Origin of the sequence: Streptomyces sp. NPDC048182 (genome assembly GCF_043202555.1) — a bacterium.
Taxonomy (GTDB): Bacteria; Actinomycetota; Actinomycetes; order Streptomycetales; family Streptomycetaceae; genus Streptomyces.
Window position 1 is genome coordinate 43593 of the sequence record NZ_JBIDAQ010000010.1, and the last position, 24565, is coordinate 68157.

Below are 24565 nucleotides of genomic sequence, written 5' to 3' on the forward strand. Positions count from 1 at the left end.
AACCCATCGGCATAAGACTCGTTCGTTCGGGTAGCTGCGCGCCCATGGCTCCACCACACAGAACCCCACCAGGGGAAATACCGATCCGATCCGCTTCGGGAACCACCCGCCGGTCGCTGCTCGCGGGGGTGGCGGCGCTCGGCGCGCTGGGGGCGGCCGGCTGCTCCCGGGTGGCGACCGCGTCCGGGGTGAAGGGCGGCGACCTGCTGGACCGGTTGCGGGCGCAGGGCGTCGTGCGGCTCGGGATCGCGGGTGAGATCCCCTTCGGGTACATCGACAAGGACGGCGAGCTGACCGGTGAGGCACCGGAGTTGGCCAAGGTCGTCTTCAAGCGGCTCGGCGTGGACAAGGTGCAGCCGGTGCCGACGGAGTTCGGCTCGCTCATCCCGGGCCTCGCCTCGCAGCAGTTCGACGTCGTCGCGGCCGGGATGTACATCACGCCCGAGCGCTGCGAGCAGGTCATCTTCGCCGACCCCGACTACCAGATGCTGGACTCCTTCATCGTGCGCAAGGGCAACCCGCTCGGGCTGCGCGGCTACGAGGACGTGGTGGCGAAGAAGGCCAAGTTCGCCACCGGCACCGGCTATGCGGAGATCCAGTACGCGGTGGAGGCCGGGTACAAGGAGGACGACATCCTCATCGTGCCCGACCAGGTGGCCGGCCTGAACGCGGTCGAGGCCGGGCGGGTGGACGTGTTCGCGGGCACCGCGGTGACCGTGCGCGAGGTGGTGAAGAAGTCCGGCAAGACGGAGGCGCTGAAGCCCTTCAAGCCGACCGTCGGCGGCAAACCGCACGTCGACGGCGGCGCGTTCGCCTTCCGGCCCACCGAGACGAAGCTGCGCGACGCCTTCAACACCGAGCTGCGCAAGCTGAAGCAGAGCGGTGAACTGCTGCGCGTCCTCAAGCCCTTCGGGTTCACCGAGGCCGAGATGACGAAGCTGACCGCGAAGGAGCTGTGCGGCGGATGACCTCGGGACTGTGGGAACTCGTACTGAAGGGCACCTGGGTCACCATCCAGCTGCTCGTGCTCAGCTCGCTGCTCGCGACCGCGGTCGCCTTCCTGGCGGGCGTCGGCCGCACCCACCGGCTGTGGATCGTCCGCTTCCTCGCGGGCCTCTACACCGAGGTGTTCCGCGGCACCTCCGCGCTGGTGATGATCTTCTGGGTGTTCTTCGTGCTGCCCCCGGCCTTCGGCTGGCAGCTGGTGCCGCTGTGGGCGGGCACGCTGGCGCTCGGCCTGACCTACGGGGCGTACGGCGCGGAGATCGTGCGCGGCGCGCTGAAGGCCGTCGACCCGGCGCAGCAGGAGGGCGGGGTCGCGCTGAGCTTCACGCCCTGGCAGCGGCTGCGGCTGATCCTGCTGCCGCAGGCCGTGCCGGAGATGATCCCGCCGTTCTCCAACCTGCTGGTGGAGCTGCTCAAGGGCACCGCCCTGGTGTCCATCATGGGCATGGGCGACCTGGCGTTCAGCGGGAACCTGGTGCGGCTCGCGCTGCAGGAGAGCGCGGAGATCTACACGTACATCCTGCTCATCTACTTCGTCATCGCCTTCCTGCTGACCCGCGGGATGCGCGGCCTGGAGAAGAAGCTGAAGGCGGGGGTGGGGAAGGCCGCGCCGAAGCGTGAGACCGCCGCCGGCGTCGTGGAGCCCGTCGGGGTCGGGGGTGGTGCCAAGTGAACTGGGACTGGAACGCGGTGTCGGACTTCATGCCGCACTTCTGGGACGGCCTGCTGGTCACCTTGCAGATCCTGGTGCTCGGCTCGCTGATCTCCTTCGCGCTCGGCCTGGTGTGGACGCTGCTGATGCGGGTGCCCTCGCGCTGGGTGACCTGGCCGGTCGGCGTGGTCACCGAGTTCGTGCGGAACACGCCGCTCCTTGTCCAGCTCTTCTTCCTCTTCTACGTGCTGCCCGAGTGGGACATCACCTTCTCCGCCATGACCACCGGCGTGGTCGGCATCGGGCTGCACTACTCGACGTACACGATGCAGGTCTACCGGGCCGGCATCGAGGCGGTGCCGGTCGGCCAGTGGGAGGCCGCCACGGCACTGAACCTGCCGCTCGCCAAGACGTGGACCGCGGTGATCCTGCCGCAGGCCGTCCGGCGCGTGGTGCCCGCCCTCGGCAACTACGTCATCTCCATGCTGAAGGACACGCCGCTGCTGATGGCGATCACGGTCCTGGAGATGCTCGGCGAGGCGCGGCTGTTCTCCCAGGAGACCTTCCGGTTCACCGAGCCCCTGACGGTGATCGGCATCGCCTTCGTCATCGTCTCCTATCTGGCCTCCCTTGCCCTGCGAGCCCTGGAGCGACGCCTTGTCCACTGAGACCCTGCCCATACCCGAGAAGAACCCCGAGCGGCGCGCGGGCGGCGAGCTGATCCGCCTGGACGGCGTGACCAAGCGGTTCGGGTCGAACACCGTCCTCGACCACCTGGACTTCTCCGTCGACGCCGGCAAGCACGTCACCCTGATCGGCCCGTCCGGCTCCGGCAAGACGACGATCCTGCGGCTGCTGATGACGCTGACCAAGCCGGACGAGGGCACCATCACCGTGGACGGGCAGCCGCTCTTCCCGGCCCCTGAGAAGCAGCGGCGGGAGGTGCGCAAGCAGATCGGGATGGTCTTCCAGCAGTTCAACCTGTTCCCGAACATGACGGTGCTGCGCAACATCACCGAGGCGCCGGTCACCGTGCTCGGCCTGGCCAAGGACGAGGCGGTGGAGCGCGCCAAGGGGCTGCTCGACATGGTGGGCCTCGCCGACAAGTGCGACGCGCACCCCGCGCAGCTCTCCGGCGGACAGCAGCAGCGGGTCGCCATCGCCCGGGCGCTGGCGATGCGGCCGAAGGTGCTGCTCCTGGACGAGGTGACGTCGGCGCTCGACCCCGAGCTGGTGGCCGGCGTCCTGGACCTGCTCCGGGAGATCGCCCGCACCACCGACATCACGATGCTGTGCGTCACCCACGAGATGAACTTCGCCCGGGACATCTCCGACCAGGTGCTGATGTTCGACGCGGGGCGGGTCATCGAGTCGGGCCCGCCGGAGCAGATCTTCGGCGAGCCGCGCGAGGAGCGGACGAGGGAGTTCCTCGGCGCGGTGCTGTGAATTCCCGGCGGCCCCCTGCGACCGGGTCCGGCTGGCTGTCGTCGTGGACGACCCGACCTCGCGAGCGCAGGGGGACCGCCGAACCGCCCGTGTGCGGGAAGCAGGACAGCCGCACCGGTGCGCGCCGAGCGCGGACAGCGGCGAGGCCGACCACAGCAGCCGGGATCCCCGTTTCGATGCCGACTGGCGCTGGTCGGGAGCACCCCCGTGGACCAGGTAGTATTTTCTTCGTCGCCGCCCCGCGCAAGGGGGCGGCGGGAGTCATGCGCCGCTAGCTCAGTTGGTTAGAGCAGCTGACTCTTAATCAGCGGGTCCGGGGTTCGAGTCCCTGGCGGCGCACCTCGGAGAGGCCCCTCGTCACACGGCGAGGGGCCTCTCGCGTGCGCTCAGAACGTGACGTCCGAGCAGGCGTAGAACGCGTTGGCCGTGTCCGCGATCGTCCACACCGCGACGATCACGTGGTGCCCGCTCAGCCCGGACGGCAGGGTGCCGGTGTGGGAGAGCGTGGCCGGGGGCTGCTGGTTGTTGTAGGGCACCGTGAAGAACGGGGTGAGGTTGAGGTCGGAGCGGGCGAGGGCGTGGTTCTGGTTCCAGCCCGGCTTCGTGACGTAGTACTTGAAGTCGGTCGTGGAGTGCCGCGCGGTGAACTGCCAGCGGAAGGTGTAGCTCTGCCCGCCGTTGACCTTGATGGTCGGCCACGCCTGGCCGTTCGGGGTCTTCGCGCCGTCGAGCTGGCCGAACTCGCCGTGGTTGGCCGAGCAGATCCGGCCGTCGGCCGGGCCGCTCGCCGGGAAGCCCTTGGGGCCCTCGACGCTCTGCGGCTCCCACTGGATGTTGCCGCAGTTGGCGACGCCGCCGTTCTGGCAGAGCTTCTGGCGGCTGACGGGCAGGTCGGTGTAGCCGTGGCCGCTGGCGCCGCCGGTGGAGAGGACGAGGGCTCCCGTGGCGGCGAGGCCCACGGCGGCGGCGGAGATCTTGGTCCGTGTGCGCATACTGCTGCTCCTGTGACGTGGGGGAGGTTCAGTGAGCCGTGCAGGTCTAGACCAAGTTCAGATTATTGCCGTTAGTTGAACATGTCCATACCAACTACGGGACGATGTCGCCGCGTCCGGCGCAGAAGGCCACCGTGAGGTCCTTGACCAGCATCTTGCGTTCGTAGTCGTCGAGTTGGACGAGCCCGCGTGCGGTCAGCCGGGTCACCGTGTCCTCCACGGAGTCCACCACCGCGCCGAGCACGCCGGCCCGCTGCCGGGCGTCCAGGACGGCAAGGCGGCGCCGGTGCACCGCGGCGGCGACCTCGGGGGCGTACTCCACCCGGACCGGCCGCACCGAGAACACCTCCAGGCCGACCGGCGCCGCGTCCGCCGCCACCAGGCGGGTCAGCTTCTCGCCGGCCAGGTCGGCCGGTCCCGGCCCGGCGCCCGGCTGCTCCACCGGGACCCGGGCGAGGGCCGCCTCGACGCAGGAGCGCAGGTACGTCTCGTGGTCCTCGACCCCGAGCACGGCCCGCGCGGTGTCGCGCACCCGCCACACCACCAGCGTCACCACGTTCAGCGGCACCCCGTTGCCGTCCGCCGCCGGCAGCGGCTCGCCGCGCCAGTGCCGCAGCCGGACGTCGACCCGGCGGCGCAGCAGCAGCGGGTTGACCCAGAGCAGGCCGGTGCGCCGCACGCTCCCCCGGTAGCGCCCGAAGAGGCCGAGTACCCAGGCCCGTCCGGTCCGGCCCCGGGCCAGGCCGCCGAAGCCGAACAGCGCGAGCGCCCCGGCCGCCGCGTACGCCGCCCACTGCACGGGGCCGAGCCCGGCCCCCTGGTACGCCGGGAGCCCGAGCGCCTGCACCGCGAGCGGCGGCACCGCCCCGGCCCACCAGGAGTTCACCGCGCACCCCGCCGCCCCGGCGAGGCCCGCCGCCACGCCGGCCGCGCCGGGCAGCACCCGGCCCGGGCGCTCGGCCAGCTCCGGGTCGACCCGGGGCAGCGGGCGCGGCGGCGCCGGGGCGGGGCGGCGCAGCCGGGGCTGCTCCCCCGTGCCGCGCCGGCGCCCGACCACCGCGGGGCGCAGCGGCACCGGCGAGGGGGCGGCCTCGTCGCGGAACAGCAGGTGGACGGGGATCTCGGTGGTGGCCTCGCTGTGGATGAGCCGGGCCGGGCGGGCCGTGCCCTCGGCGGTCGACGGGCCGGGGTCCGGCGGGGTCGGGGGGGTCGACGGGGACGTGGTGGGGGATCCAGTACTCATGCGTGCTCCAGCCTCCGCGCCAGATGCGTCATGAACGTCGTGAGGGGTGTACGAGGGTGAGGTCGGGGGACGTCAGGAGAAGAGCCGGCGCCAGGTCTCCGGGCCCGGGTAGCCGTCGGCCGCGCCGCCGCGCCAGCCCTGGGCGCGCTGGAAGTCCTCGACGGCCCGCCGGTCGGCCTCGCCCCAGCGCGGTCCCGGGCCGGACGTGTAGTGCCGGCCGAACCCCTTCTTCACCAGCTGCCGGCCCAGCTGCGTGACGTAGGCGTTCTGCGCGCCGGGCCGGAACAGCGCCCGGCCCGGGTAGCCGGGCACCCCGTGCGAGGCGGGCGGAGCGGCCGGGGCGGCCGGGACCGCGCGGCCGGCGCCGGTGACCAGGAGCTTCCAGGTGGCGGGCCCCGGCAGGCCGTCGGCGTCCTTGCCCCGCCAGCCCTGGGCCAGCTGGAACGCCTCGGTCGCCCTGCGGTCCGCCTCCGACCAGCGCGGCCCCGGGCCCGAGGCGTAGAAGCGCCCGGCGCCGCGGGCCGTCAGCATCCGGCCCAACTCGGTGACGTGGGCGTTGTTCGCGCCGGGCCCGAAGGAGCCGGCGCCCGGGTACGCCCCCGCGGCCGGGGTGGCCGGGGCGCCGCCGGCGGCGGCCGGGGTGACACCCTTGTACCGGTAGGGCAGGTACTTGGCCGAGTTGGTCCAGTAGGCGTACGGGGTGGCCAGCTGGCGGGCGCGCGGCGGGGTCTGCTCGTAGGCCGTGTAACCGGTGCGGGTGCCGTCCGTCCAGCCGCCGAAGATCACCACGTGGGAGCCCTTCTCCGGATCGGCCGCATTGTGGAAGAGCAGAATGTCACCCGGCTGGAGTTCCTCCTTGGTGATGCGGTCCGCGAAGGAGCCGAGGCTGCCGGTCCATTCGTTGGTGGGCAGCCCCCAGGCCATCGAGACGAATCCCGAGCAGTCCTGCCGGTAACCGTCGGACCAGTACGCCGTCATGCTGTACGGGACCTTCGCCGTGACCCATTTCTTGGCCCGGTCGATGATCTCCGCCCGGGTGGTCGCGGGCACCTGGACGCCGGCCGCGGGCACCGCCGCCTGCCCCCGGGGGCCGTGCAGCGGGGCCCGGGGGCCCTGCGGGGTCTGCGGCTGGTCGTCGGCCGGAACGTCCTGGTCATGGGGGGTGTCAAGGGCCGCCGGGGCGGCGGCGGCCTGGCCCGCGCCCAGCACGGCCGTGGCGGCGCCCGCGGCGACCACGATCACCGCACGGGGGGCGGCACGGAAAGCGCCGAGCCCGCCGGAGGGGGCATTCGGCGGCAGGCGGCATTGACGGCAACCGGGGCATTCGCAATCGCTCACGGGATCGAATTCCTCGAATACCGGAGCGGCCATACGAATTCCCTCACACTCTTGCTGGACCTGTCCGCGAAGGTGCACGTACGCCAGTCTCCCCATCACGCAGCGCACGCGCATGCTGACGGTCCGAATGACGTACGCGGCACCGCGCGCGAGCGCCTCGGGCGTGGTCGGGAGCACCCTCGGGCGTCCGGTAAAGTTCTCCGGGTCAGCAGGCGCCGCTAGCTCAGTTGGTTAGAGCAGCTGACTCTTAATCAGCGGGTCCGGGGTTCGAGTCCCTGGCGGCGCACCGACGGTCGAAGGCCCCCGTGTCACACGGGGGCCTTCGGCGTGTGCGACGCACCCGCGGTGCCGGTGAGGTACGCCGAGACCACCACGTTGGCCGTGTAGGCGCCCTTGGCGTGGTCGAAGGTGCCGCCGCAGGTGATCAGGCGGAGTTCGGCGCGGCCCGTGGTGCGGGGGCCGTACGCCTGCTGGGCGTCGAAGCCATCGCGGGTGAGGACCTCGACGTCGTCGACGGTGAACTCGGCCACCTCGCCGCCGGCGCGGACGACGCGGATCGTCTCGCCGGGTTCCAGGGTGCTGAGCTGGTAGAAGACGGCCGGCCGGGTCTCGGTGTCGACGTGGCCGACCATCAGGGCGGTGCCGGCGGCGCCCGGCGCCACCCCGGCCCCGTACCAGCCGACGGAGTCCGCCTGGGCGAAGGAGGGCGGTTCGATGGCGCCCCTGTCGTCCAGGGCGCGGGCCAGCACCGGGGCCTGGACGTCCAGTTGGGGGATGTCGAGGCGGCTCGGGGCGGCGGCGGCCAGGGGTGCGTGGGCCGGGGGCAGGGGCACGTCGGGGGGCCGGCCGGCCGCCGCCATGTCGCCGGTGGCCGGCAGGGAGACGCCCTCGCGCGCGTCGGTGGCCTCGCGGCCCCACAGCCACAGGCCGAGGAACAGCACCAGCCAGGCGGTGCCGGTGACCAGGCGGCCGGGGGCGGCGGACCCGGAGGCGTCCTGCGCGGGCTCGTCGGGCATGGTCAGTCCTTCCCGCGGCTCCGGCTGCGCACCCCGCGCAGCGCGACGGCGACCGCGGCGATGCCGGCCAGGACCAGGCCGGTCACCGTGTGCGCGGTGCCCGGGTCCCCGGCGGCCAGCCGGGCCGCGCCGCCGCCGCCCGCGTCGACGGGGGCGACCGGCGAGGCGTGGCCGGAGGGCCGGTCGGCCTCGCCGACGCCCTCGCCGACACCTTCGCGACGCCGCTCGCCGATGGTGACGGTGCCCTTGCGGGCGCTGCGCCCGCAGGTGACCCGCACGGCGTAGACGCCGGCCGCCATCGAGGTGCGCACCCGGCTGGTGCCGGTCAGGGCGCCGTCCGAGGCGGTCAGGGAGAGCCGGACGTCGGAGACGAACGCCGCGGAGACCGCGACGGCCGTCTTCTCGGTGCAGTCGGGCACGCGGAGCGTGACGTCGGAGCCGGGCGCGGGCGCGGCCGGCGTCACGGAGAAGCCGCCGCCGTCGGCCGCGCGGGCCGCCGTGGCCGGCACGCATATCGCGGCCAGCGCGGCACCGGCACAGAGAGTGACCTTCAGTGAGCCCATCGTGTACCTCCAATGCTCTGGAGGCTCCCCCGGCCGCCCGGCCCGCGCATCCCGTACGGGGATTTCGCTGGGCCGGACGGGTGGCGGCGGGAGACGGGTGGTTTCAGATCCGGTCGACGAGGTCCGCGATGGAGTCGACCACCTGGGAGGGGCGGTACGGGAAGGACTCGATCTGCTCGGGCCGGGTCAGGCCGGTGAGGACGAGGAAGGTCTGCATGCCCGCCTCCATGCCGGCCAGCACGTCGGTGTCCATCCGGTCGCCGATCATCGCGCTGGACTCGGAGTGGGCGCCGATCGTGTTGAGCCCGGTGCGCATCATCAGCGGGTTGGGCTTGCCGGCGAAGTACGGCTGCTTGCCGGTCGCCTTGGTGATCAGCGCGGCCACCGCGCCGGTCGCCGGGAGCGGGCCCTCGGTGGAGGGGCCGGTCTCGTCGGGGTTGGTGCAGATGAAGCGGGCGCCGGCGTCGATGAGGCGGACCGCCTTGGTCATCGCCTCGAAGGAGTAGGTGCGGGTCTCGCCGAGGACGACGTAGTCCGGCTCGTGGTCGGTGAGGATGTAGCCGATGTCGTGCAGCGCCGTGGTGAGGCCGGCCTCGCCGATGACGTACGCCGAGCCGCCCGGCCGTTGGTCGTCCAGGAACTGGGCGGTGGCCAGCGCCGAGGTCCAGATCGCCTCGATCGGCACCTCGAGGCCCAGGCGGCGCAGCCGGGCGTGCAGGTCGCGCGGGGTGTAGATGGAGTTGTTGGTCAGCACCAGGAAGGGCTTGCCGGACTCGCGCAGCCGCTTGATGAAGGCGTCCGCGCCGGGGATCGGCACACCTTCGTGGATGAGGACGCCGTCCATGTCGGTGAGCCACGACTCGATGGGCTTGCGGTCTGCCATGTGCTTCGTACTCCCGGACGTGCGGTGGGGCATGCGGGCTGGGGGCGCCGGAACCACGGCGTACCGACGGCCCCCAGCCTAGTCAGGCCCGGGTCAGGCCGACCCCGTCGATCACCCAGTACCAGTTGTTGCCGCCGGTGTAGCGGAAGCGGACCCGGGCGGTCCGGGCGCCGGGCGGGACCTGGAGGGTGATCGTCTCGGTGCGGGAGGGGGTGTCGGCGGTGTAGGTGCGGACAGTGACCGGGGCCGCGCCGTCGTAGGAGACGGAGACCTCACCCCGCTGCGGGGACTCGTGGCGGTAGTAGGTGGTGTAGGTGAGGGTGGCGGTGGTGCCGCCGGTGACCGGCCAGGCGGGGCCGACCAGGGTGGAGTCGAAGGTGCCGGTGACGGCCTTGTCGCTCCACTCGTCGCCGTCGGCGACCGCGAAGACGCCCCGGGCGCGGACGTTGCACTCGCGGCTCTGGTCGCGCTGGGCCTGCGTCCAGAACTCGTCGGTGGTGAAGCTCCAGCCGCGCCACTCGGTGACGCCGCCGGTGCCCATCCGGGAGTTGTCCACGCTCCAGCCGGCCGGCGGGGTGTGGGTGAAGCCGAGCAGCCCGGCGGGGATGCCGGTCTCGTCGGCGCGGGCGGTGAGCGTGGGGCGCAGGGCGTCGAAGTCGTCGGGGCGGGGCTGCTGGATCGGGCGGCCGTCGAGGTCCCAGGCCGGGTCGAGGGGGATGTCGAGGTGGGCGAGGGCGGAGGCCGCGACGTCGGGCATCTTCACATCGTGGCGGACGGAGCCGGCGGCCAGCGCGCTCCCGGTGGCGATGAGGAAGGTCTGGCGTTCCTGGAGGGTGGAGCCCCCGTGGCCGCCGGGGTCGGTGTGGCCGTGGTCGGCGGTGACCAGGATCAGCCAGTCCTCGGCGGCGTGGCCGGGGCGGGCCCGCAGGGCGGCGACGATCTGTCCGACCTGCGCGTCGGCGGTGTGGATGGCGTCCGTGTACTGGGTGGAGGCGGCGCCGTAGCTGTGGCCTGCGTGGTCGATGTTGTCGAGCTGCACGAACATCGCGTCGGGGTCGCCGTCCCGCAGCCGGGTCACGGCGCGGGCGGTGGTGCCGGTGTCGTACTCGGCGCTCGGGGTGGAGACGCGGGTGTCGACCTTGGCGGAGAAGACCGTGTCGGTCAGGGGCGCCCAGGAGGAGACCGCGTACGTCGCCAGCGACGACTTCGCCGTCTCCACGCGGGTGAGGAAGTCGGGGTACTGGGCGAAGCGGTGGCCGGTGAAGGCATTGTCCTTGACGTTGTGCTTGTCGGGCCAGACGCCGGTGAGCAGGGTCGACCAGCCCGGCCCGGACAGGGTCGGCGCGAGCGGGTCGGCGTAGATGCTGCTGGGGGCGGTGAGGCCGGCCGCCATCAGGGCGTCGAGGTTCGGGGCGTCGGCGTCCTTGATGCGGGTGAGCAGGGCGCCGTCGAGGCCGATGACCAGGACCTTCGGCGTCCTGGCGGCAGCCCGGGCGACGGCGGCGAGGGGGCCTGCGGTGGCGGCGAGGGCGGTGGCGGAGAGCAGGAGCGTGCGGCGGGACAGCATGTCGGGGTCCTCCGTCGATGGCTGGGGTGGCTCAGCTGCCGGTGGCCGACTTCCAGGAGTCGACGTACTTCGTGAGGTTCTCCTCGACGTCGTCCCAGTCGGGCTCGAAGACCTCCACGCCGTCCATCAGCTTGGCGAGTGCGATGGCGTCGGCGTCGGTGGCCTCGACGTCCTGGCGGGCCGCGAAGCCGCCGCCGATCTCGCTGACCTGGCGCTGGGCGCCCTGGGTCAGCATGAAGTCGAGCAGCTTCCTGCCGTTGTCCCCGTGCGGGGCCTTGGTGACGACGCCGGCGGCGTAGGGCAGCGCGAAGGTGGTGGGCTTGCCGCCCTGGCGGGCCGGGAACCAGATGCCGAGGTGGGGCATGGTCTTGGACTGGGCGTAGTTCATCTGCACGTCGCCGTTGGCGACGAGGAGTTCGCCCTTGTCGACCTTGGGCGCGAGCTTGCCGGTGGAGGCGGACGGGCCGACGTTGTTGGCCTGGAGCTTCTTCAGGTACGCCATGGCCGGCTGCTCGCCGCCGAAGTCGTGCAGGGCCTTGACGAGCACGGCGGTGCCGTCGCCGGCGACGCCGGGGGTGGAGTACTGGAGCTTGTTCTTGTACTTCCCGTCCAGCAGCTCCTCCCAGGTGACCGGGGGCTGCTTGAGGGTCTTGGTGTTGTGGACGAACCCGAAGTAGTTGTTCACGACGGAGGTCCAGGTGCCGTCGGCCGCCTTGTCGGCGCCGCTGACCTGGTCGGCGCCCTTCGGGGCGTACTTCTGGAGCAGGCCCTTCCTGTCGGCCTGCTGGATGAAGGGCGGCAGGGTGACGAGGAGGTCGGCCTGCGGGTTGCTCTTCTCGCGGACGGCGCGCTGCACCATCTCGCCGGAGCCGCCCTCGACGTACTTGACCTTGATGCCGGTCTGCTTCTCGAAGTCCTTGAAGACCTGGTCGTACCAGCCGTCGCCGTTCTCGCCCTTGAGGCCGTCGGCGCTGTAGACGGTGACCGTCTTGTCGTCGGCGGCGGCGGAGGCGGAGCAGGCGGAGAGCGCGGTCACGGGGAGGGCGAGGGCCGCGAGGGCGGCGAGCGGCTTGAGGGCGGCGGGCTTGCGCGTGCTTCTGGGCATGGCGAGGTGAACTCCTGGCTCTGAGGGAGGGGTTGAGGAGGGTTACCGGTAGGACGCCTTGGTCCGGATCCGGGAGACGGCGAGCAGCACCAGCAGGGTGGCCGCCATGAGGACCACGGCGACGGCGGAGCCGGTGAACAGGGCGCCGCGGTCGGTGGCCGCGTAGATCAGGACGGGCAGCGGGGTCCAGTCCGGCGGGTAGAGCATCATCGTGGCGCTCAACTCGCCCATGGAAAGGGCGAAGCAGAGGCCGGCGGCGGCGGTCAGGGAGGGCAGCAGCAGCGGCAGCCTGATCCGCCACAGCACGCGGGCGGGGGACGCGCCGAGGGAGGCGGCGGCCTGCTCGTAGGCGGGGTCGAGGCGGGTGACGGCGGCGGAGACCGACTGGTACGCGAAGGCGGTGACCAGCACGGCGTGCGCGGTGATCACGATCCACCGGGTGCCGTTGAGGAGCAGCGGCGGTTCGGAGAAGGCGACCAGGACGGCGAGGCCGACGACGACCGAGGGCACGGCGACCGGCAGCACGAACAGGGCGTCCATCACCCGGCGTTGTCGCTTCTTCAGCGCCGCCGCGGCGAGGGCGGCCCAGGTGCCGGCGGCCAGCGCGAGGAGGCTGGCGGTGAGGGCGGTGACGAGGCTGGTGGTGAGGGCCTGGAGGGCCTCGCCGCGGGTGGCGGCGCGGTAGTTGGCGAGGGTGGCGCCGGAGGGCAGGACGCTGGACCAGTGGGTGGCGAAGGAGGCGCCGAGGACGACGAGGAGGGGGAGGGCGAACAGCGGCAGGAAGAGGACGAGGAAGAGCGCCCAGACGGCCCACTTGGCCCCGCGGCTATGCACCAGCACGGCGGCTCACCACCCGGTAGAGGCCGTACAGGCCCACGGAGATCAGGACGTTGACGACGGCGACCACGCAGGCGCCCGGGTAGTCGGACTCCAGGATCGCCTTGCCGTAGACGAGCATCGGCAGGGTGGTGACGCCCTTGGCGCCGGTGAAGAGGACGATGCCGAACTCATTGAGGCACAGCACCAGGACGAGGCTGCCGCCGGCGGCGAGGGCGGGCAGCGCCTCGGGGAGGATGACCTGCCGGACGATGCGCGGGGCGCGGGCGCCCAGCGAACTGGCCGCCTCCAGCTGGGCGGTGTCCAGCTGCGAGAAGGCGGCGAGCAGCGGGCGCAGCACGAAGGGCGTGAAGTAGGTGACCTCCGCGAGCAGTACGCCCCAGGGCGTGGTGAGGAACGCGAAGGGGCCCTCGGCGGCGCCGGTGACGTCCGTCCACAGGCCGTTGGCCATGCCGGTGGAGCCGTAGACGAAGAGCAGGGCGAGGGTGATCAGGAAGGACGGGAAGGAGAGGAAGACGTCCACGAACCGGGAGACCGCCCGCGCCCCCGGGAACGGCACGAAGGCGATGACCAGGGCGAGGACGAAGCCGAGGACCAGGCAGCCGGCGGTGGAGGCCAGCGCCAGCCACACGGTGGTCCACAGCGCCTCGCGGAAGGCGTCCGAGGCGAGCACGTCGGCGTAGGGCTGGGCGGAGGTGCCGCCGGTGTCGGGCTGGAAGGACTGCCGGACGACGAGGGCGAGGGGGTAGAGGAAGACGAGGCCGAGCAGGCCGACCGGGGGCAGCGCCCAGAGCCAGGCGGGGACCCGGGGGCGGGCTGGCGCGGTGAGGGCGGCGCTAGCCATCGGCGCCCACCCCCGCCGTCAGCAGCACCGCGTCCTCGGGGGCGAAGTGCAGGGTGACCGGGTCGCCGTGGGCGGGCGGGTCGCGCAGTTCGCGCAGGTCGGCCATGACGCGGTGGCCCGCGACGTCCACCAGGAGGCGGTGCGTGGAGCCGCGCCACTGGATCTCGCCGACGGTGCCGGTGAGCCGGTTGGGCCCGTCGCCGAGGCCGACGAGGTGGGGGCGTACGCACAGGGTGGCCGTCGCGCCGGGCAGGGCACCGCCCGTGTCGACCTTGATCTCGGCGTCCCCGAGGGACACGCCGCCGGCGCCGACGGTGACCGGCAGCAGGTTGGCGTTGCCGACGAAGGACGCGGTGAACTCGTTGGCCGGCGCCCGGTACAGCTCCTGCGGGGTGCCACACGCCTGGAGGCGGGCCCGGTCCATCACGGCGATCCGGTCGGCCAGGGTGAGCGCCTCGACCTGGTCGTGGGTGACGTACAGGATCGACACGTCGGGCAGCTCGCGGTGCAGCCGGGCCAGTTCGGCGAGCATGCCGGAGCGGAGCTGGGCGTCGAGGGCGGACAGCGGCTCGTCCAGGAGCAGCACCTCGGGGCGGACGGCCAGGGCGCGGGCGATGGCGACGCGCTGCTGCTGGCCGCCGGACAGCTCGCGCGGGTGCCGCCCCGCGTAGGCGGCCATGCCGGTCATCTCGAGGGCCTCGGCGACCCGATCCCGGATCTCGGCGCGGGGCACCTTGCGGGCCCGCGGCCCGAAGGCGACGTTGTCCGCCACCTTCAGGTGCGGGAACAGCGCGTACTGCTGGACGACCATCCCGATGCCGCGCCGGTGCGGGGGCAGGTCGGTGACGTCGCGGTCGCCGAGGAAGACCCGCCCCGAGGCGGGCCGCACGAACCCGGCGACCGCCCGCAGCGCGGTGGTCTTGCCGGATCCGGACGGCCCGAGCAGCGCCATGACCTCGCCGGGACGGACGGTGAGGTCAAGGGCGTCGAGGACGACGTCGCCGCCGTAGGCGACGGTGACGCCGTCGAAGCGGATGCCCATCAGCCGGCCCCGCGCGGCGCACGCAGCAGGGCCGGCAGGTCGGCGACCGAGTCCAGGACGTGGGTCGCGCCGGCCGCCCGGAAGGCGTCGTCGCCGTGAGCGCCGGTGCGCACCCCGCCGACCAGGCCCGCGCCGGCGCGGACGCCGCTGAGGACGTCGTACGAGGTGTCCCCGACGACCGCGACCTGGCGCAGGGCGTCGGCGGCCTTGGTGCGCAGGAACGCCTCCAGGACCAGGTCCGGGTACGGTCGCCCGCGCCCGCCGGCGTCGGCCGGGCACAGGGTGAGCGGCACCAGGTCCCGCCAGCCGAGGGCGGCCAGGATGGCGTCCTGGGTGACGCGGGCGAACCCGGTGCTCAGGACGACGGTGCGGCCGTCGGCCGCCAGCTCCTCGACGGCCTCGCGGGCGCCGGGGACGGGGGCGATCAGGCCGGCGTCGACGGACTCGCCGTACGCCTTCTCGAAGGCGGTGTTGGCGCGTCGGGCGCGGTCCTCGGTGCCGAACAGGTGCCGGAAGACGGAGATCTTGGACTCGCCCATGGTGGCGCGGACGTGGTCGAGCTTCTCGGCGTGGTCCGGGGTGCCGGGCTCGACGCCGAGTTCGCGGGCGGCGGCGTCGAAGGCGCGCTCGACGAGGCCGCCGTCGGCGACGGTGGTGCCGGCCATGTCGAGGACGACGAGGTGGACGGTGTCGGAGTCGGTCGGAGGGTTCGTCTGGTTCATGGGGTTCACCAGCCCAGTTCGTTCGCGGTGGTTTCGGCTATCGCGGGTGAGCAGGTCATGCCGCGCCCGCCGGGCCCGGTGACCAGCCACACGCCGTCGCGGACCCGCTGGCGGTGCACGACCCGGGCGGGGTCGGTGCACTGCGCGTACACCCCGGCCCAGCGGTGCCGGATCCGGGGCAGCGGGCGGCCGAGGAGGGACTCCACGACGCCGGTGAGGTGCTCGTAGGGCTCCTCGACGGTGTCGAAGGCGAAGGGGTGCTCGTACTCGTGGGTGTCGCCGATGGTCAGGCCGCCGTCGGCGCGCTGGACCATGAGCAGCTGCATGCGGTGCTCGGCGGCGGTGGGCGCCTGCGGCTGGGAGGCGTTGAGGGCGTCCAGGGCGGGCGAGCCGTAGGCCGGGTAGTAGCGGAAGCTGTCGGCGTCGGCGACCGAGGTGGTCAGCGGCTCGCCCAGCGGGTCGGTCTGCATCATCTGCAGGCGCACCCGGCGCACCGGCAGATCGGGCCCGGCCAGCTCGCGGACCAGGCCGCCGAGCCAGGCGCCGGTGCACAGCACCACGGCGTCGCCGGTGTGCACGTCGCCGTGGTCGTCGCGCACGGCGTGCTCGCCGACCACGTCCCGGACCTCGCGGCCGGGCAGGAAGGTGTAGCGCGGGGACCTGAGCAGCTCCGCGCGCAGGGCCAGTTGAGCGGTGCGGGGCTCGACGGCCGCGTCCCGCTCGCAGTACAGCGCGGCCTCGAAGTCGCCGCGCAGGGCGGGGTTGAGGGCGCGGGCCTCGCCGGCGGTGAGGAGCTTGTGCCCGCGGGCGGCGGCGTCCGGGCGGGCCACGGCGGCCTCGGCGACGGCGCGCTCCAGGTCGCCGCGGAGCGGGGTCAGAGAGCCGTTCGGGCGGAAGCCGAGGGCCGGGACCCGGCCGCCGATCTCCTCCCACAGCTCCCGCGCCCGCAGCGCGGTCTCCAGCTCCTCGCCGCCCGCGCGGCCACTGACCCAGATCTGGCCGAAATTGCGCAGCGAGGCGCCGCGGGCCTCGGCCTCGCGCTCGATCTGTACGACCTCGTGGCCGCGGTTCACTGCGTGCCAGGCGTGCATGGTGCCCACCACGCCGGCTCCGACGACTATCACTCTCACGACGGCCACGCTCCTCGGTGTCGGGGAACCGGAGGGATCCGGCTGACAACGAAAGCGTGAACTGGGCATCACGTTTGGGCTAGACCCGTTATGCATTCGTTATCTCGCGGACGGGCGCCGAAGGGTTGCTTTTCAGCCGTTGAGATGGGCGGAGAAGGAGAACCGGTCGCCCCGGTAGAGGGTCCGTACGCGCTCCAGCGGGCGCCCGTCGGTGCCCCGCGAGACGCGGTGGATCAGCAGCATCGGCAGGGCCGGCGGGGTGCCGATGAGCAGGGCCTCGCGGGGCGTCGCCAGCACCGTCTCGATCCGCTCGTCCGCGTCGCCGAAGGCGAGGCCCCGGCCGGCGAGGTGGGCGTAGAAGGAGGAGTCCGGGTCGAAGGCGGTGTCCAGGTCGGGCAGCAGGGCCACGGAGACGTACGTGCTCTCCAGGCCGACCCGCTCGTCGTCGGCGAGCAGCACGCGCTCCAGGTGCCAGACGGGCTCGCCGCGGGTCAGGCCGGTCTCGGCGGCCAGCGCCTCGGGGCAGGGGAAGCGGTCGAGGGTGACCAGGGTGCGGCCGGGGGTGCGGCCCTGGCGCCGGACGCCCTCGGTGTAGCTGGCCAGGGACAGCGGCTGCTCCAGCTTGGGCCCGGCGACGACCGTGCCGCGCCCCTGCCTGCGCAGCTTTCCCTCCAGGACCAGCTCGCGCACCGCCTGCCGGACGGTCTCCCGGGCGACCTCGTAGCGCTCGGCGAGGTCCCGCTCGGTGGGGATGGCGCCGCCCTCCCCCAGGTCGGCGACGAGCCGGTCGATGCGGGCCTTGACGGCGTAGTACTTCGGCACGCGGCCGTGCTCCGGGATCCCGGAGCGGACGGGGGCGCCGGGGGCCTGGTCGTTCGGGTAGTCCACGCAGGGATGTTCGCAGACGTCGCCGGGTGCGTGGTCAGCGGCGTCGGCGGGCCAGCACGTAGGCGGTGGTGCCGGCCGCCACGAGGAGGGCGGCGGTCAGCGCGGCGGCGTCCAGGCGGCCGAGGCCGGTGCCGGCGAGTTCGTCGGCGAAGGGCAGGCCGGTGCCGTCGGGGGTGGAGGCGACGGAGGGCGTGACGGGCCCGTCGCTCGCGCCGGTGGCGGACTCGCCGGTGCCGACGCGGAAGCGGTAGTCGTCTGACTGCCCGACCCACTCGCCGTCGCCGCCGCGGCGCTGGACGACGGCGGCGTTGGCGGTGACGCGGTTGGGGGCGGCGTCAGGGGCGAGGGCGAGGCGGACGGTGACGGTGAGGGTGGCGCCGGGGCCGACGGTGAAGCCTTGGCCGGCCCCTTGCCCGCCCTCGCCGCCGAACGCCCCGATCAGCTCGTCGCGGTCGGTGGTCTCCAGGGTGACGGGGTGCGGGCGGCCCTCGGCGTCGTCGTACGCCAGGTGGGCCTGGGCGGGGGTGAGGGAGCGGGCGTCGTCGACGAGGACGACCACGGGGTGGATGCCGGCGCAGGTGCGGGAGGTGGTGTTGGTGAGGTCCAGATACCAGGTCCCGGCGCCGCCACCGGCCTCGTAGCCGGCGGGGCCGCCGTGGAGGCGGGTGGTGAGCGGGAAGGTGTGGTCCTCGGCGGCGGTGCAGGCGGGGAGGGGGGCGTGGGTGGTGGGGGTGGAGGGCGTGGGGGCGGGGCTGGCTTGCGCCGGGGCCGCGAGTCCCGGGCGGGCGGCGTACGCGGGCGAGGCGGCGGCCCCGGCCGCCAGGAGGGCGGCTGCCACCATGAGGCAGGGGGACGCGGGCGTGAACAGTCGCATAAACACATGAGCGTGTCGGACGGAGCCCCCGCTGGGCACCGCCGTTCGGGGCACGCCCCTCCGATGGCCTACCGGTGGGCCGCGAGGGGCCCGCGTTTGCGCCGCCGCGCGACGGGCACATGCCAAGCTCCGCGAGCGGGCTCCGCGAGCGGCCACAGCGAGGGAGCGCCTTCGATGCCGACACCCCCCGGCCGCCCCCTCCGCAGGCCCGGCACGGCGGTCGGTCTCGCCGCCGTACTGCTGGGCCTGACCTACGGCTACGACGGCACGGCGATGGCCGGCGCCCAGATCCTCGTCACCGAGGTGTTCCACCTCTCGCCCTTCGAGCAGGGGACGTTGTACGCCGGTCCCGTCATCGGCCTCATGGCGGGCACGGTCCTCGCCGGGCGGCTCTCCGACGCGGCCGGCCGGCGCGGTGCGCTGGCCCTCGCCGCCGCGGTCTGCTCCCTCACCACCGTCGTGTCCGCGCTGTCGGTGAACCCCGTGATGCTGGTCGGCACCCGGGCGGTGCTCGGCATGACCATGGGGGTGCTCATCGTCGTCGCCCCCATCCTGTTTGCCGAGTCCGTCCGCACGGCGATCCGCGGCCGGGTCGCCGTGCTGTACCAGTGCGCCACGGCGGGCGGCTGCGCGGCGACGTACTTCGTCAGCTACCTGCTGGCCGGCGGCGGCCACTGGCGGGTCATGCTGGTCGTCCCGGCGCTCTGCGCCGCCGCGGCGGCCGTCTCCCTGCTGCGCCTGCCGGAGACACCGGGCTGGCACCTGGCGAAGGGCCGGCCCGACCGTGCCGCCGAGGCCGCCCGCGTCCTGGCCCTGGACGGGCCCGAGCCGGTCTCCGCCCCCGAGGCCCCCTCCGCCGCCGCACCGGCCAAGGGCAGGATGGCGGAGCTGTTCGGCCCCACGTACCGGCGCCTGACGCTCTTCGTCGTCACCCTGGGCTTCCTCGTCCAGATCACCGGCATCAGCGCCATCGGCTACTTCAGCCCCCGGATCTTCCAACGCATGGGCTACGAGGGGAACTTCAGCCTGCTCATGCTGCCCGGCCTGATCCAGCTGCTCTCCGCCGTCGCCGCGCTGGTGTGCGCGGTGGCGATCGACCGGGTGAGCCGGCGCGCCGCGCTGCTCACCGGCACCGGGCTGATGACGGCGGGTCATCTGCTGCTGGTCGGCGTGTTCGCCGAGTTCCTGCCCGCCTCGGCCGGACTGCTCGGCCTCGCCGTCTTCGCGATCGGCTTCAACGCCGGTTTCGGGGCGCTGATCTGGGTGTTCGCCGCCGAAGGCTTCCCCGGCCGACTGCGCGGCGCGGGCGCGTCGGCCATGCTCCTGGCCAACCTCGGCGCCAACCTGATCATCGCCCAGTTCTTCCTCAGCGCGCTCTCCGCGCTGGGCGGCACCGCCACCTTCTGCCTGCTCCTCGCCGTCAACGTGGCCGCCTGGTGCTACGTGTACCTCCAGGTGCCCGACACCACCGGCCGGACGCTGGCCGAGATCGAGGCGTACTGGGTGAACGGCCGCCGCTGGAACGGCCCCGGCTCCGACCCCGGCCCCGCTCCTGGGGCCACGACCCGGGCGGCGGCCGGTGAGGGCGACCGGCTCCGCGACGGGCCGCCCTAGCTGCCGCCAGACGTCCTTTCTCAGGCATCCCCCCGCCCGAACAGCGGCGCCAGCAGCAACTGCGCCGCCCCCTCCGCCACCTGCCGCTCCCCGCCGGAGGCGACCCGCACCGGGACCGCCCCCTCGTCGCCGCCCTCGCGGCGGGCCCGGGCGTCCAGGACCGCGCCGACCCCGTGGACGAACGCCTCCGGCGCGGCGGCGACGGTGCGACCGCCGAGCAGGACCCGGTCGATGTCCAGCAGGCCGGCGAGGTTGGCGGCGCCGACCCCCAGCACCCGGGCCGCCTCCGCGAGGTCGCCGCGCGCGACGGCCGCCAGGCACAGGGCCTCGACACAGCCCCGGTCGCCGCAGGTGCAGGGGGGCCCGTCCATCTGGAGGACCTGGTGCCCGAACTCGCCCGCCCCGGTCCTGGCCCCCCGGTGCACACCGCCGCCGATGACGAGGCCGGCGCCGAGGCCCGTACCGAGGTGCAGGTAGGCGAAGGAGCCGCCCTCGCCGGTGACGGCGAGGCCGAGCGCCGCCGCGTTGGTGTCCTTGTCGACGACGACCGGCACGCCGAGCCGGCGCGCCAGCGCGTCCCGCAGCGGGAACCCGTCCCACTCGGGGAACCCGGTGACCCGGTGCAGGACGCCCCGGGCGTGGTCGAGCGGCCCGGGGAGCGCGACGCCGACGCCGAGGAGGCCGGGGACACCGGCAGGGGTTCCGACGGCTCCCGTGGCGTGCCCGGCGGCCGTGACGGCCCTCGCGCGGGGCGCCGGCCCCTCCGCCTCGACCTCGCCGACCACCTCGCCGACCTCCGCCGCCACCCCCTCCATCACGGCCTCCGCCCCGGCCCCCAGGTCCAGCGGCACCCGCCGCTCCGCGACCACCGCCCCCCGCAGATCGGCCAGCACCACCCGCAGCTCGTCCCGGTCCAGGTGCACTCCGGCGGCGTGCCCGGCGTCCGGCACCAGCCGCAGCACCGTGCGCGGCTTGCCGCCGGTGGACGCGCGGTGGCCGGCCTCGGCGGCGAGGCCGTCCGCCCGCAGCCGGGCCGTGATCTTGCTGACGGCCTGCGGGGTCAGCCCGGTCCGCTCGGCCAGCTCCAGCCGGCTGATGCCCTCCTCACCGGCGGTGCGCAGCAGATCGAGCACGAGGGCGGCGTTGTGGCTGCGCAGCGCGAGCAGGTTGACCCCGCCCGCGCCCGCGCTGCTGTTCGTCCCGTTCACACCCTCCATTGTCCCCACCGCTTGCACTTTGGCAACAGCGTTGCCAAAGTGGAGGCATGACTGGTACCTCCCCTACCGCACCCTCCGGAGCCCTCCGCGTCGGCCTGGTCGGCTACGGCCTCGCGGGCTCCGTCTTCCACGCCCCGCTGATCGCCGCCACCGAGGGCCTGGCCCTGGACACGGTGGTCACCTCCGACCCGGACCGGCAGCGCCAGGCCCGCGACGAGTTCCCGGACGTGACGACCGTCGCGACGCCGGACGAGCTGTTCGCCCGCGCCGCCGACCTGGACCTGGTCGTCATCGCCTCCCCGAACAAGACGCACGTCCCGCTGGCGACGCGTGCCCTGGAGGCCGGCCTCCCGGTCGTCGTGGACAAGCCGGTCGCGGGCACGGCGGCCGAGGCCCGAACGCTCGCGGACCTCGCCGAGCAGCGCGGCCTGCTCCTCTCCGTCTTCCAGAACCGCCGCTGGGACAACGACTTCCTCACCCTGCGCGCCCTCCTCGCCGAGGGCGCCCTGGGCGACGTGTGGCGCTTCGAGTCCCGCTTCGAGCGCTGGCGGCCCAAGCCGAAGGGCGGCTGGCGCGAGTCCGGCGACCCGGCGGAGATCGGCGGCCTGCTCTACGACCTCGGCAGCCACGTCGTCGACCAGGCCCTGGTCCTCTTCGGCCCCGTCACCTCCGTCTACGCCGAGTCGCTTGTCCGGCGCGCGGGCGCGGAGGCGGACGACGACACGTTCCTCGCGCTCACGCACGCGAACGGCGTCCGCTCCCACCTCTACGTCTCCTCCACCACCGCCCAGCTCGGCCCCCGCTTCCGGGTCCTCGGCTCGCAGGCGGGCTACGTCAAGCACGGCCTGGACCCGCAGGAGGCCGCCCTGCGCGAGGGCGAGCGTCCGGGGGCCGGCTGGGGCGAGGAGGACGAGGCGCTGTGGGGCCGCGTCGGCGCCGGCGAGTCCCCGCTGACCGGCGGCGGCCAGGTCCGCCCGACGGTGCCGGGCGACTACCCGGCGTACTACGCGGCCGTGGCGCGGGCCCTGCGCGAGGGCGCCCCGAACCCGGTCGGCGCCCGGGAGGCCGCGGCGGCGCTGGACGTACTGGAGGCGGCGCGGCGCTCGGCGCGCGAGGGCGCGGTGGTGTCGCTGTGAGCGCCGCCCCGCAGAGCCCCGCCCCACAGAACCCCGGCCCGCAGGACCCCGCGCCCACGGTCGAGGAACTGGAGGCGCAGGAGAGGCGCCTGGTCCTCCCGCGCTTCACCCACGACGACGCCTGGGCCCTCGGCTCGCTCCTGGTCGAGCTGGCCCGCGCCCGCCGGGCCCCGGTCGCCATCGACATCCACCGCGCCGGCCAGCAGCTCTTCCACGCCGCGCTGCCGGGCTCGACCCCGGACAACGACGCCTGGATCGCCCGCAAGCGCCGGGTGGTGGAGCGGTACGGCTCGGCGTCGTACCTGGTCGGCGCCCGGTTCCGGGCCAAGGGCACGACCTTCGAGGAGTCCTCGCGGCTCGACCCGGACGCGTACGCCGCGCACGGCGGCTCCTTCCCGCTCGCCGTGGCGGGCGCCGGCGTCATCGGCGCGGTGACGGTCTCGGGCCTGCCCCAGGTGCAGGACCACCGGCTGGTGGTGGCGGCGCTGGAACAATTCCTGGGGTAGAGACGCTCAGAGATCACCACACCTTGGTGATCGCCACACCTTGCTGGTCACCACCTGCCCGGAGGGATCGGAACCGATGGACGACGCGAGTGCGCTGAAGGAAGCGGTCGGACGGTACGGCGTCTGGAGCGTGGGGCTGCGCGACGAGGACCCGCAGGGCGCCGCCGAACGCGCCGAGGCCGCCGCCGAGTTGGAGTCCCTCGGTTTCGGCGCCCTGTGGCTGGGCGGCAACAGCTCCGCGGCGAACGCCGCCCCGCTGATCGAGGCGACGGAGCGGATCGTGGTCGGCACCAGCATCCAGAGCATCTGGGAGCACGAGGCCCCCGCGTCCGCGGCCGGGTTCGCCGAACTGGAGGTCGCCCACCCCGGCCGCTTCGTGCTCGGCCTCGGCGTGAGCCACGGCCCGCGCGTGAAGGAGTACAGCCGCCCGTACTCCACGATGGTCGGCTACCTGGACGAGCTGGACCGGGCGGGCCTGCGCCCCGGCCACCGCGTGCTCGCGGCGCTCGGCCCGAAGATGCTCGAACTCTCCCGGGACCGGGCGGCGGGCGCGATCCCGTACCTGGTGACGCCGGAGCACACCGCGCGGGCCCGCGAGACCCTGGGCGACGCCCCGCTGCTCGCCCCGGAGCTGAAGGTCGTGCTCGACCCCGAACCGGCCACCGCCCGGGCGACGGCCCGGGCCTATCTGGCCCGCTACCTGGAGTTCCCGAACTACGTGCGGAACTTCCTCCGCCTCGGTTTCACCGAGTCCGAGGTGGCGGACGGCGGCAGCGACCGCCTGATCGACGCGGTGTTCGCCTGGGGCGACCGCGGCAGGATCCGCGACCGCGTCGCGGCCTTCCACGAGGCGGGCGCGGACCACGTGGCCCTCCAGCTGATCGAGGGCAACCCCCCGAACCCGCTCCCCCGTCAGGGCTGGCGCGAACTGGCGGCGCTGCTGGCCTGAACGCCGCCTCGCCGGGCGCCCGTTCGATGCCCGGCGAGTTCCCGCGTGCGGGCCCCACGAAGCCCCCTGGGGGAGATGTCCCCTACGCTCCCTTCAGGGACTGCCGCTGGCGCCCCAGCCCCGCCACTTCCAGCTCGACGACGTCGCCCGCCCGCAGGTAGGGCTTCGGCTCCGGCTGGCCCATCGCGACGCCCGCCGGGGTCCCGGTGTTGATGACGTCGCCGGGGTGGAGGGTCATGAACTGGCTCAGATAGTGCACGACCTCGCCGACCGGGAAGATCTGGTCGGCCGTGGTGCCGTCCTGCCGCAGCTTGCCGTTGACCCACAGGCGCAGGGAGAGCCGCTGCGGGTCGGGCACCTCGTCGGCGGTGACCAGCCAGGGGCCGAGGGGGTTGAACGTCTCGCAGTTCTTGCCCTTGTCCCAGGTGCCGCCCCGCTCGATCTGCCACTCCCGCTCGGACACGTCGTGCGCGACCGCGTACCCCGCGACGCACGCGAGGCCCTCCTCGGCGGAGCCCAGGTAGCGGGCGGTGCGGCCGATCACGACCGCCAGCTCCACCTCCCAGTCGGTCTTCACCGAGCGGCGCGGCACGAGCACGGTGTCGTGCGGGCCGACCACCGTGTCCGGCGCCTTGAGGAAGACGACGGGCTCGGCAGGCGGCTGCGCACCGGTCTCGCGGGCGTGGTCGTGGTAGTTCAGCCCGATGCACACGACCTTGCCGATCCGGCCGACCGGCGGCCCGACGCGCAGCCCGGCCGCGTCCAGGGCGGGCAGGTCGCCGGCGGTCGCGGCGGCCCGTATCCGCTCCATCGCCGCGCCGTCGGCGAGCAGGGTCCCGTCGATGTCCGGGACCAGGCCCGACAGGTCGCGCAGGGTCCCGTCGGCGTCGAGCAGCGCGGGCCGCTCCGATCCCGCCGTACCGACTCGCAACAGCTTCATGATCCCCAACTCCTCGATCTCGGGCAGCCCGCCCGATGAGGTGCGACCTGGTTGCG

25 protein-coding genes and 2 tRNA genes are annotated in these 24565 nt (G+C 73.8%); 10 read left to right on the forward strand and 17 right to left on the reverse strand.

What is annotated here, in order from left to right:
* Window positions 1-44 precede the first annotated feature (44 nt).
* The 5 genes from ehuB (at window position 45) to ACGFZL_RS20280 (ending at window position 3442) form a co-directional block, all read left to right on the forward strand.
* Window positions 45-968, forward strand: coding sequence for an ectoine/hydroxyectoine ABC transporter substrate-binding protein EhuB (ehuB, locus tag ACGFZL_RS20260; protein ID WP_393693428.1), 924 nt, complete (start codon window positions 45-47; stop codon window positions 966-968).
* The gene (gene ehuC, locus ACGFZL_RS20265) at window positions 965-1678 is read left to right on the forward strand and encodes an ectoine/hydroxyectoine ABC transporter permease subunit EhuC (RefSeq protein WP_393693430.1); all 714 of its coding nucleotides are present in this window, start codon (window positions 965-967) and stop codon (window positions 1676-1678) included. Before ehuB ends, ehuC begins: the two co-directional genes overlap by 4 nt.
* The gene (gene ehuD / locus ACGFZL_RS20270; RefSeq protein ID WP_355165532.1) at window positions 1675-2325 is read left to right on the forward strand and encodes an ectoine/hydroxyectoine ABC transporter permease subunit EhuD; all 651 of its coding nucleotides are present in this window, start codon (window positions 1675-1677) and stop codon (window positions 2323-2325) included. Before ehuC ends, ehuD begins: the two co-directional genes overlap by 4 nt.
* Window positions 2315-3103: an ectoine/hydroxyectoine ABC transporter ATP-binding protein EhuA gene (gene ehuA, locus ACGFZL_RS20275; protein ID WP_393693432.1), complete on the forward strand. Its 789-nt coding sequence runs from the start codon at window positions 2315-2317 to the stop codon at window positions 3101-3103. Before ehuD ends, ehuA begins: the two co-directional genes overlap by 11 nt.
* Window positions 3104-3368: 265 nt before the next feature.
* A tRNA-Lys gene (locus tag ACGFZL_RS20280) sits at window positions 3369-3442 on the forward strand.
* Between the two features lie 47 nt (window positions 3443-3489).
* Here ACGFZL_RS20280 and ACGFZL_RS20285 read toward each other — a convergent pair.
* The 3 genes from ACGFZL_RS20285 to ACGFZL_RS20295 all read right to left on the reverse strand — a co-directional run bounded on the left by ACGFZL_RS20285 (window position 3490) and on the right by ACGFZL_RS20295 (window position 6709).
* The gene (locus tag ACGFZL_RS20285) at window positions 3490-4095 is read right to left on the reverse strand and encodes a lytic polysaccharide monooxygenase (RefSeq protein WP_393693434.1); all 606 of its coding nucleotides are present in this window, start codon (window positions 4093-4095) and stop codon (window positions 3490-3492) included.
* Between the two features lie 94 nt (window positions 4096-4189).
* Window positions 4190-5338 (reverse strand): SPFH domain-containing protein, encoded by a 1149-nt coding sequence (locus ACGFZL_RS20290; protein ID WP_393693436.1) that lies wholly within the window; start codon window positions 5336-5338, stop codon window positions 4190-4192.
* A 72-nt stretch (window positions 5339-5410) separates the two neighbouring features.
* A complete protein-coding gene (locus ACGFZL_RS20295) occupies window positions 5411-6709 on the reverse strand; it encodes a peptidoglycan-binding protein (RefSeq protein WP_393693438.1) in 1299 nt (432 codons plus the stop codon).
* A gap of 179 nt (window positions 6710-6888) precedes the next feature.
* Here ACGFZL_RS20295 and ACGFZL_RS20300 point away from each other — a divergent pair.
* A tRNA-Lys gene (locus tag ACGFZL_RS20300) sits at window positions 6889-6962 on the forward strand.
* Between the two features lie 22 nt (window positions 6963-6984).
* Here ACGFZL_RS20300 and ACGFZL_RS20305 read toward each other — a convergent pair.
* From ACGFZL_RS20305 to ACGFZL_RS20360, 12 genes are all read right to left on the reverse strand, one after another.
* Window positions 6985-7692 (reverse strand): class F sortase, encoded by a 708-nt coding sequence (locus tag ACGFZL_RS20305; RefSeq protein WP_393693440.1) that lies wholly within the window; start codon window positions 7690-7692, stop codon window positions 6985-6987.
* Between the two features lie 2 nt (window positions 7693-7694).
* A complete protein-coding gene (locus ACGFZL_RS20310; RefSeq protein ID WP_393693442.1) occupies window positions 7695-8255 on the reverse strand; it encodes a hypothetical protein in 561 nt (186 codons plus the stop codon).
* 103 nt (window positions 8256-8358) lie between these two features.
* The gene (locus tag ACGFZL_RS20315) at window positions 8359-9138 is read right to left on the reverse strand and encodes an HAD-IIA family hydrolase (RefSeq protein ID WP_355165518.1); all 780 of its coding nucleotides are present in this window, start codon (window positions 9136-9138) and stop codon (window positions 8359-8361) included.
* An 82-nt stretch (window positions 9139-9220) separates the two neighbouring features.
* Window positions 9221-10705 carry an alkaline phosphatase family protein gene (locus ACGFZL_RS20320; protein ID WP_393693444.1) on the reverse strand — a complete coding sequence of 495 codons (1485 nt, stop codon included), beginning with the start codon at window positions 10703-10705 and terminating at the stop codon, window positions 9221-9223.
* Window positions 10706-10736: 31 nt separating this feature from the next.
* Window positions 10737-11810 carry a 2-aminoethylphosphonate ABC transporter substrate-binding protein gene (locus ACGFZL_RS20325; RefSeq protein ID WP_393693446.1) on the reverse strand — a complete coding sequence of 358 codons (1074 nt, stop codon included), beginning with the start codon at window positions 11808-11810 and terminating at the stop codon, window positions 10737-10739.
* Between the two features lie 42 nt (window positions 11811-11852).
* Complete coding sequence (locus ACGFZL_RS20330) at window positions 11853-12650, reverse strand: ABC transporter permease (protein ID WP_393693448.1); 798 nt, start codon at window positions 12648-12650, stop codon at window positions 11853-11855.
* Entirely contained in the window at window positions 12637-13491 is an 855-nt protein-coding gene (locus ACGFZL_RS20335) for a 2-aminoethylphosphonate ABC transporter permease subunit (protein WP_393693450.1), read from the reverse strand. Before ACGFZL_RS20335 ends, ACGFZL_RS20330 begins: the two co-directional genes overlap by 14 nt.
* On the reverse strand, window positions 13484-14533 hold the full coding sequence (locus tag ACGFZL_RS20340) for an ABC transporter ATP-binding protein (protein WP_393693452.1): 1050 nt from the start codon (window positions 14531-14533) through the stop codon (window positions 13484-13486). The genes ACGFZL_RS20335 and ACGFZL_RS20340 overlap by 8 nt, the downstream gene beginning before the upstream one ends.
* Window positions 14533-15255, reverse strand: coding sequence for an HAD family hydrolase (locus ACGFZL_RS20345; RefSeq protein ID WP_393693454.1), 723 nt, complete (start codon window positions 15253-15255; stop codon window positions 14533-14535). Before ACGFZL_RS20345 ends, ACGFZL_RS20340 begins: the two co-directional genes overlap by 1 nt.
* Window positions 15256-15260: 5 nt before the next feature.
* Entirely contained in the window at window positions 15261-16385 is a 1125-nt protein-coding gene (locus ACGFZL_RS20350) for a TIGR03364 family FAD-dependent oxidoreductase (protein ID WP_355165504.1), read from the reverse strand.
* A gap of 132 nt (window positions 16386-16517) precedes the next feature.
* Window positions 16518-17273 (reverse strand): GntR family transcriptional regulator, encoded by a 756-nt coding sequence (locus tag ACGFZL_RS20355; RefSeq protein ID WP_393693456.1) that lies wholly within the window; start codon window positions 17271-17273, stop codon window positions 16518-16520.
* Between the two features lie 34 nt (window positions 17274-17307).
* Window positions 17308-18114, reverse strand: coding sequence for a hypothetical protein (locus ACGFZL_RS20360; protein WP_393693458.1), 807 nt, complete (start codon window positions 18112-18114; stop codon window positions 17308-17310).
* A gap of 207 nt (window positions 18115-18321) precedes the next feature.
* Here ACGFZL_RS20360 and ACGFZL_RS20365 point away from each other — a divergent pair, with 207 nt between their 5' ends.
* Window positions 18322-19761, forward strand: a complete 1440-nt coding sequence (locus tag ACGFZL_RS20365; protein ID WP_393693460.1) for an MFS transporter — start codon at window positions 18322-18324, stop codon at window positions 19759-19761.
* Between the two features lie 20 nt (window positions 19762-19781).
* Here the strand turns inward: ACGFZL_RS20365 and ACGFZL_RS20370 are convergent, their stop codons facing one another.
* Window positions 19782-20978, reverse strand: coding sequence for an ROK family protein (locus ACGFZL_RS20370; protein WP_393693462.1), 1197 nt, complete (start codon window positions 20976-20978; stop codon window positions 19782-19784).
* 47 nt (window positions 20979-21025) lie between these two features.
* Here ACGFZL_RS20370 and ACGFZL_RS20375 point away from each other — a divergent pair, with 47 nt between their 5' ends.
* The 3 genes from ACGFZL_RS20375 to ACGFZL_RS20385 all read left to right on the forward strand — a co-directional run bounded on the left by ACGFZL_RS20375 (window position 21026) and on the right by ACGFZL_RS20385 (window position 23569).
* On the forward strand, window positions 21026-22114 hold the full coding sequence (locus ACGFZL_RS20375) for a Gfo/Idh/MocA family oxidoreductase (protein ID WP_393693464.1): 1089 nt from the start codon (window positions 21026-21028) through the stop codon (window positions 22112-22114).
* On the forward strand, window positions 22111-22620 hold the full coding sequence (locus ACGFZL_RS20380; RefSeq protein WP_393693466.1) for a heme-degrading domain-containing protein: 510 nt from the start codon (window positions 22111-22113) through the stop codon (window positions 22618-22620). The genes ACGFZL_RS20375 and ACGFZL_RS20380 overlap by 4 nt, the downstream gene beginning before the upstream one ends.
* A 76-nt stretch (window positions 22621-22696) precedes the next feature.
* Window positions 22697-23569: an LLM class F420-dependent oxidoreductase gene (locus tag ACGFZL_RS20385; RefSeq protein WP_393693468.1), complete on the forward strand. Its 873-nt coding sequence runs from the start codon at window positions 22697-22699 to the stop codon at window positions 23567-23569.
* Between the two features lie 82 nt (window positions 23570-23651).
* Here ACGFZL_RS20385 and ACGFZL_RS20390 read toward each other — a convergent pair whose 3' ends face one another.
* Entirely contained in the window at window positions 23652-24509 is an 858-nt protein-coding gene (locus ACGFZL_RS20390) for a fumarylacetoacetate hydrolase family protein (RefSeq protein ID WP_393693470.1), read from the reverse strand.
* Window positions 24510-24565: the final 56 nt, after the last annotated feature.

What these genes read in the sequence shown, in the direction of transcription:
- ACGFZL_RS20290 (WP_393693436.1), bottom strand. Translation starts at nt 5,338, where the DNA reads ATGAGTACTGGATCCCCCACCACGTCCCCGTCGACCCCCCCGACCCCG.
- ehuB (WP_393693428.1), top strand. Translation starts at nt 45, where the DNA reads ATGGCTCCACCACACAGAACCCCACCAGGGGAAATACCGATCCGATCC.
- ACGFZL_RS20340 (WP_393693452.1), bottom strand. Translation starts at nt 14,533, where the DNA reads ATGGGCATCCGCTTCGACGGCGTCACCGTCGCCTACGGCGGCGACGTC.
- ACGFZL_RS20315 (WP_355165518.1), bottom strand. Translation starts at nt 9,138, where the DNA reads ATGGCAGACCGCAAGCCCATCGAGTCGTGGCTCACCGACATGGACGGC.
- ACGFZL_RS20360 (WP_393693458.1), bottom strand. Translation starts at nt 18,114, where the DNA reads ATGGTGGCAGCCGCCCTCCTGGCGGCCGGGGCCGCCGCCTCGCCCGCG.
- ACGFZL_RS20375 (WP_393693464.1), top strand. Translation starts at nt 21,026, where the DNA reads ATGACTGGTACCTCCCCTACCGCACCCTCCGGAGCCCTCCGCGTCGGC.
- ACGFZL_RS20345 (WP_393693454.1), bottom strand. Translation starts at nt 15,255, where the DNA reads ATGAACCAGACGAACCCTCCGACCGACTCCGACACCGTCCACCTCGTC.
- ACGFZL_RS20325 (WP_393693446.1), bottom strand. Translation starts at nt 11,810, where the DNA reads ATGCCCAGAAGCACGCGCAAGCCCGCCGCCCTCAAGCCGCTCGCCGCC.
- ACGFZL_RS20390 (WP_393693470.1), bottom strand. Translation starts at nt 24,509, where the DNA reads ATGAAGCTGTTGCGAGTCGGTACGGCGGGATCGGAGCGGCCCGCGCTG.
- ACGFZL_RS20285 (WP_393693434.1), bottom strand. Translation starts at nt 4,095, where the DNA reads ATGCGCACACGGACCAAGATCTCCGCCGCCGCCGTGGGCCTCGCCGCC.
- ACGFZL_RS20365 (WP_393693460.1), top strand. Translation starts at nt 18,322, where the DNA reads ATGCCGACACCCCCCGGCCGCCCCCTCCGCAGGCCCGGCACGGCGGTC.
- ACGFZL_RS20370 (WP_393693462.1), bottom strand. Translation starts at nt 20,978, where the DNA reads ATGGAGGGTGTGAACGGGACGAACAGCAGCGCGGGCGCGGGCGGGGTC.
- ACGFZL_RS20310 (WP_393693442.1), bottom strand. Translation starts at nt 8,255, where the DNA reads ATGGGCTCACTGAAGGTCACTCTCTGTGCCGGTGCCGCGCTGGCCGCG.
- ACGFZL_RS20335 (WP_393693450.1), bottom strand. Translation starts at nt 13,491, where the DNA reads ATGGCTAGCGCCGCCCTCACCGCGCCAGCCCGCCCCCGGGTCCCCGCC.
- ACGFZL_RS20320 (WP_393693444.1), bottom strand. Translation starts at nt 10,705, where the DNA reads ATGCTGTCCCGCCGCACGCTCCTGCTCTCCGCCACCGCCCTCGCCGCC.
- ehuC (WP_393693430.1), top strand. Translation starts at nt 965, where the DNA reads ATGACCTCGGGACTGTGGGAACTCGTACTGAAGGGCACCTGGGTCACC.
- ACGFZL_RS20385 (WP_393693468.1), top strand. Translation starts at nt 22,697, where the DNA reads ATGGACGACGCGAGTGCGCTGAAGGAAGCGGTCGGACGGTACGGCGTC.
- ACGFZL_RS20305 (WP_393693440.1), bottom strand. Translation starts at nt 7,692, where the DNA reads ATGCCCGACGAGCCCGCGCAGGACGCCTCCGGGTCCGCCGCCCCCGGC.
- ACGFZL_RS20295 (WP_393693438.1), bottom strand. Translation starts at nt 6,709, where the DNA reads ATGGCCGCTCCGGTATTCGAGGAATTCGATCCCGTGAGCGATTGCGAA.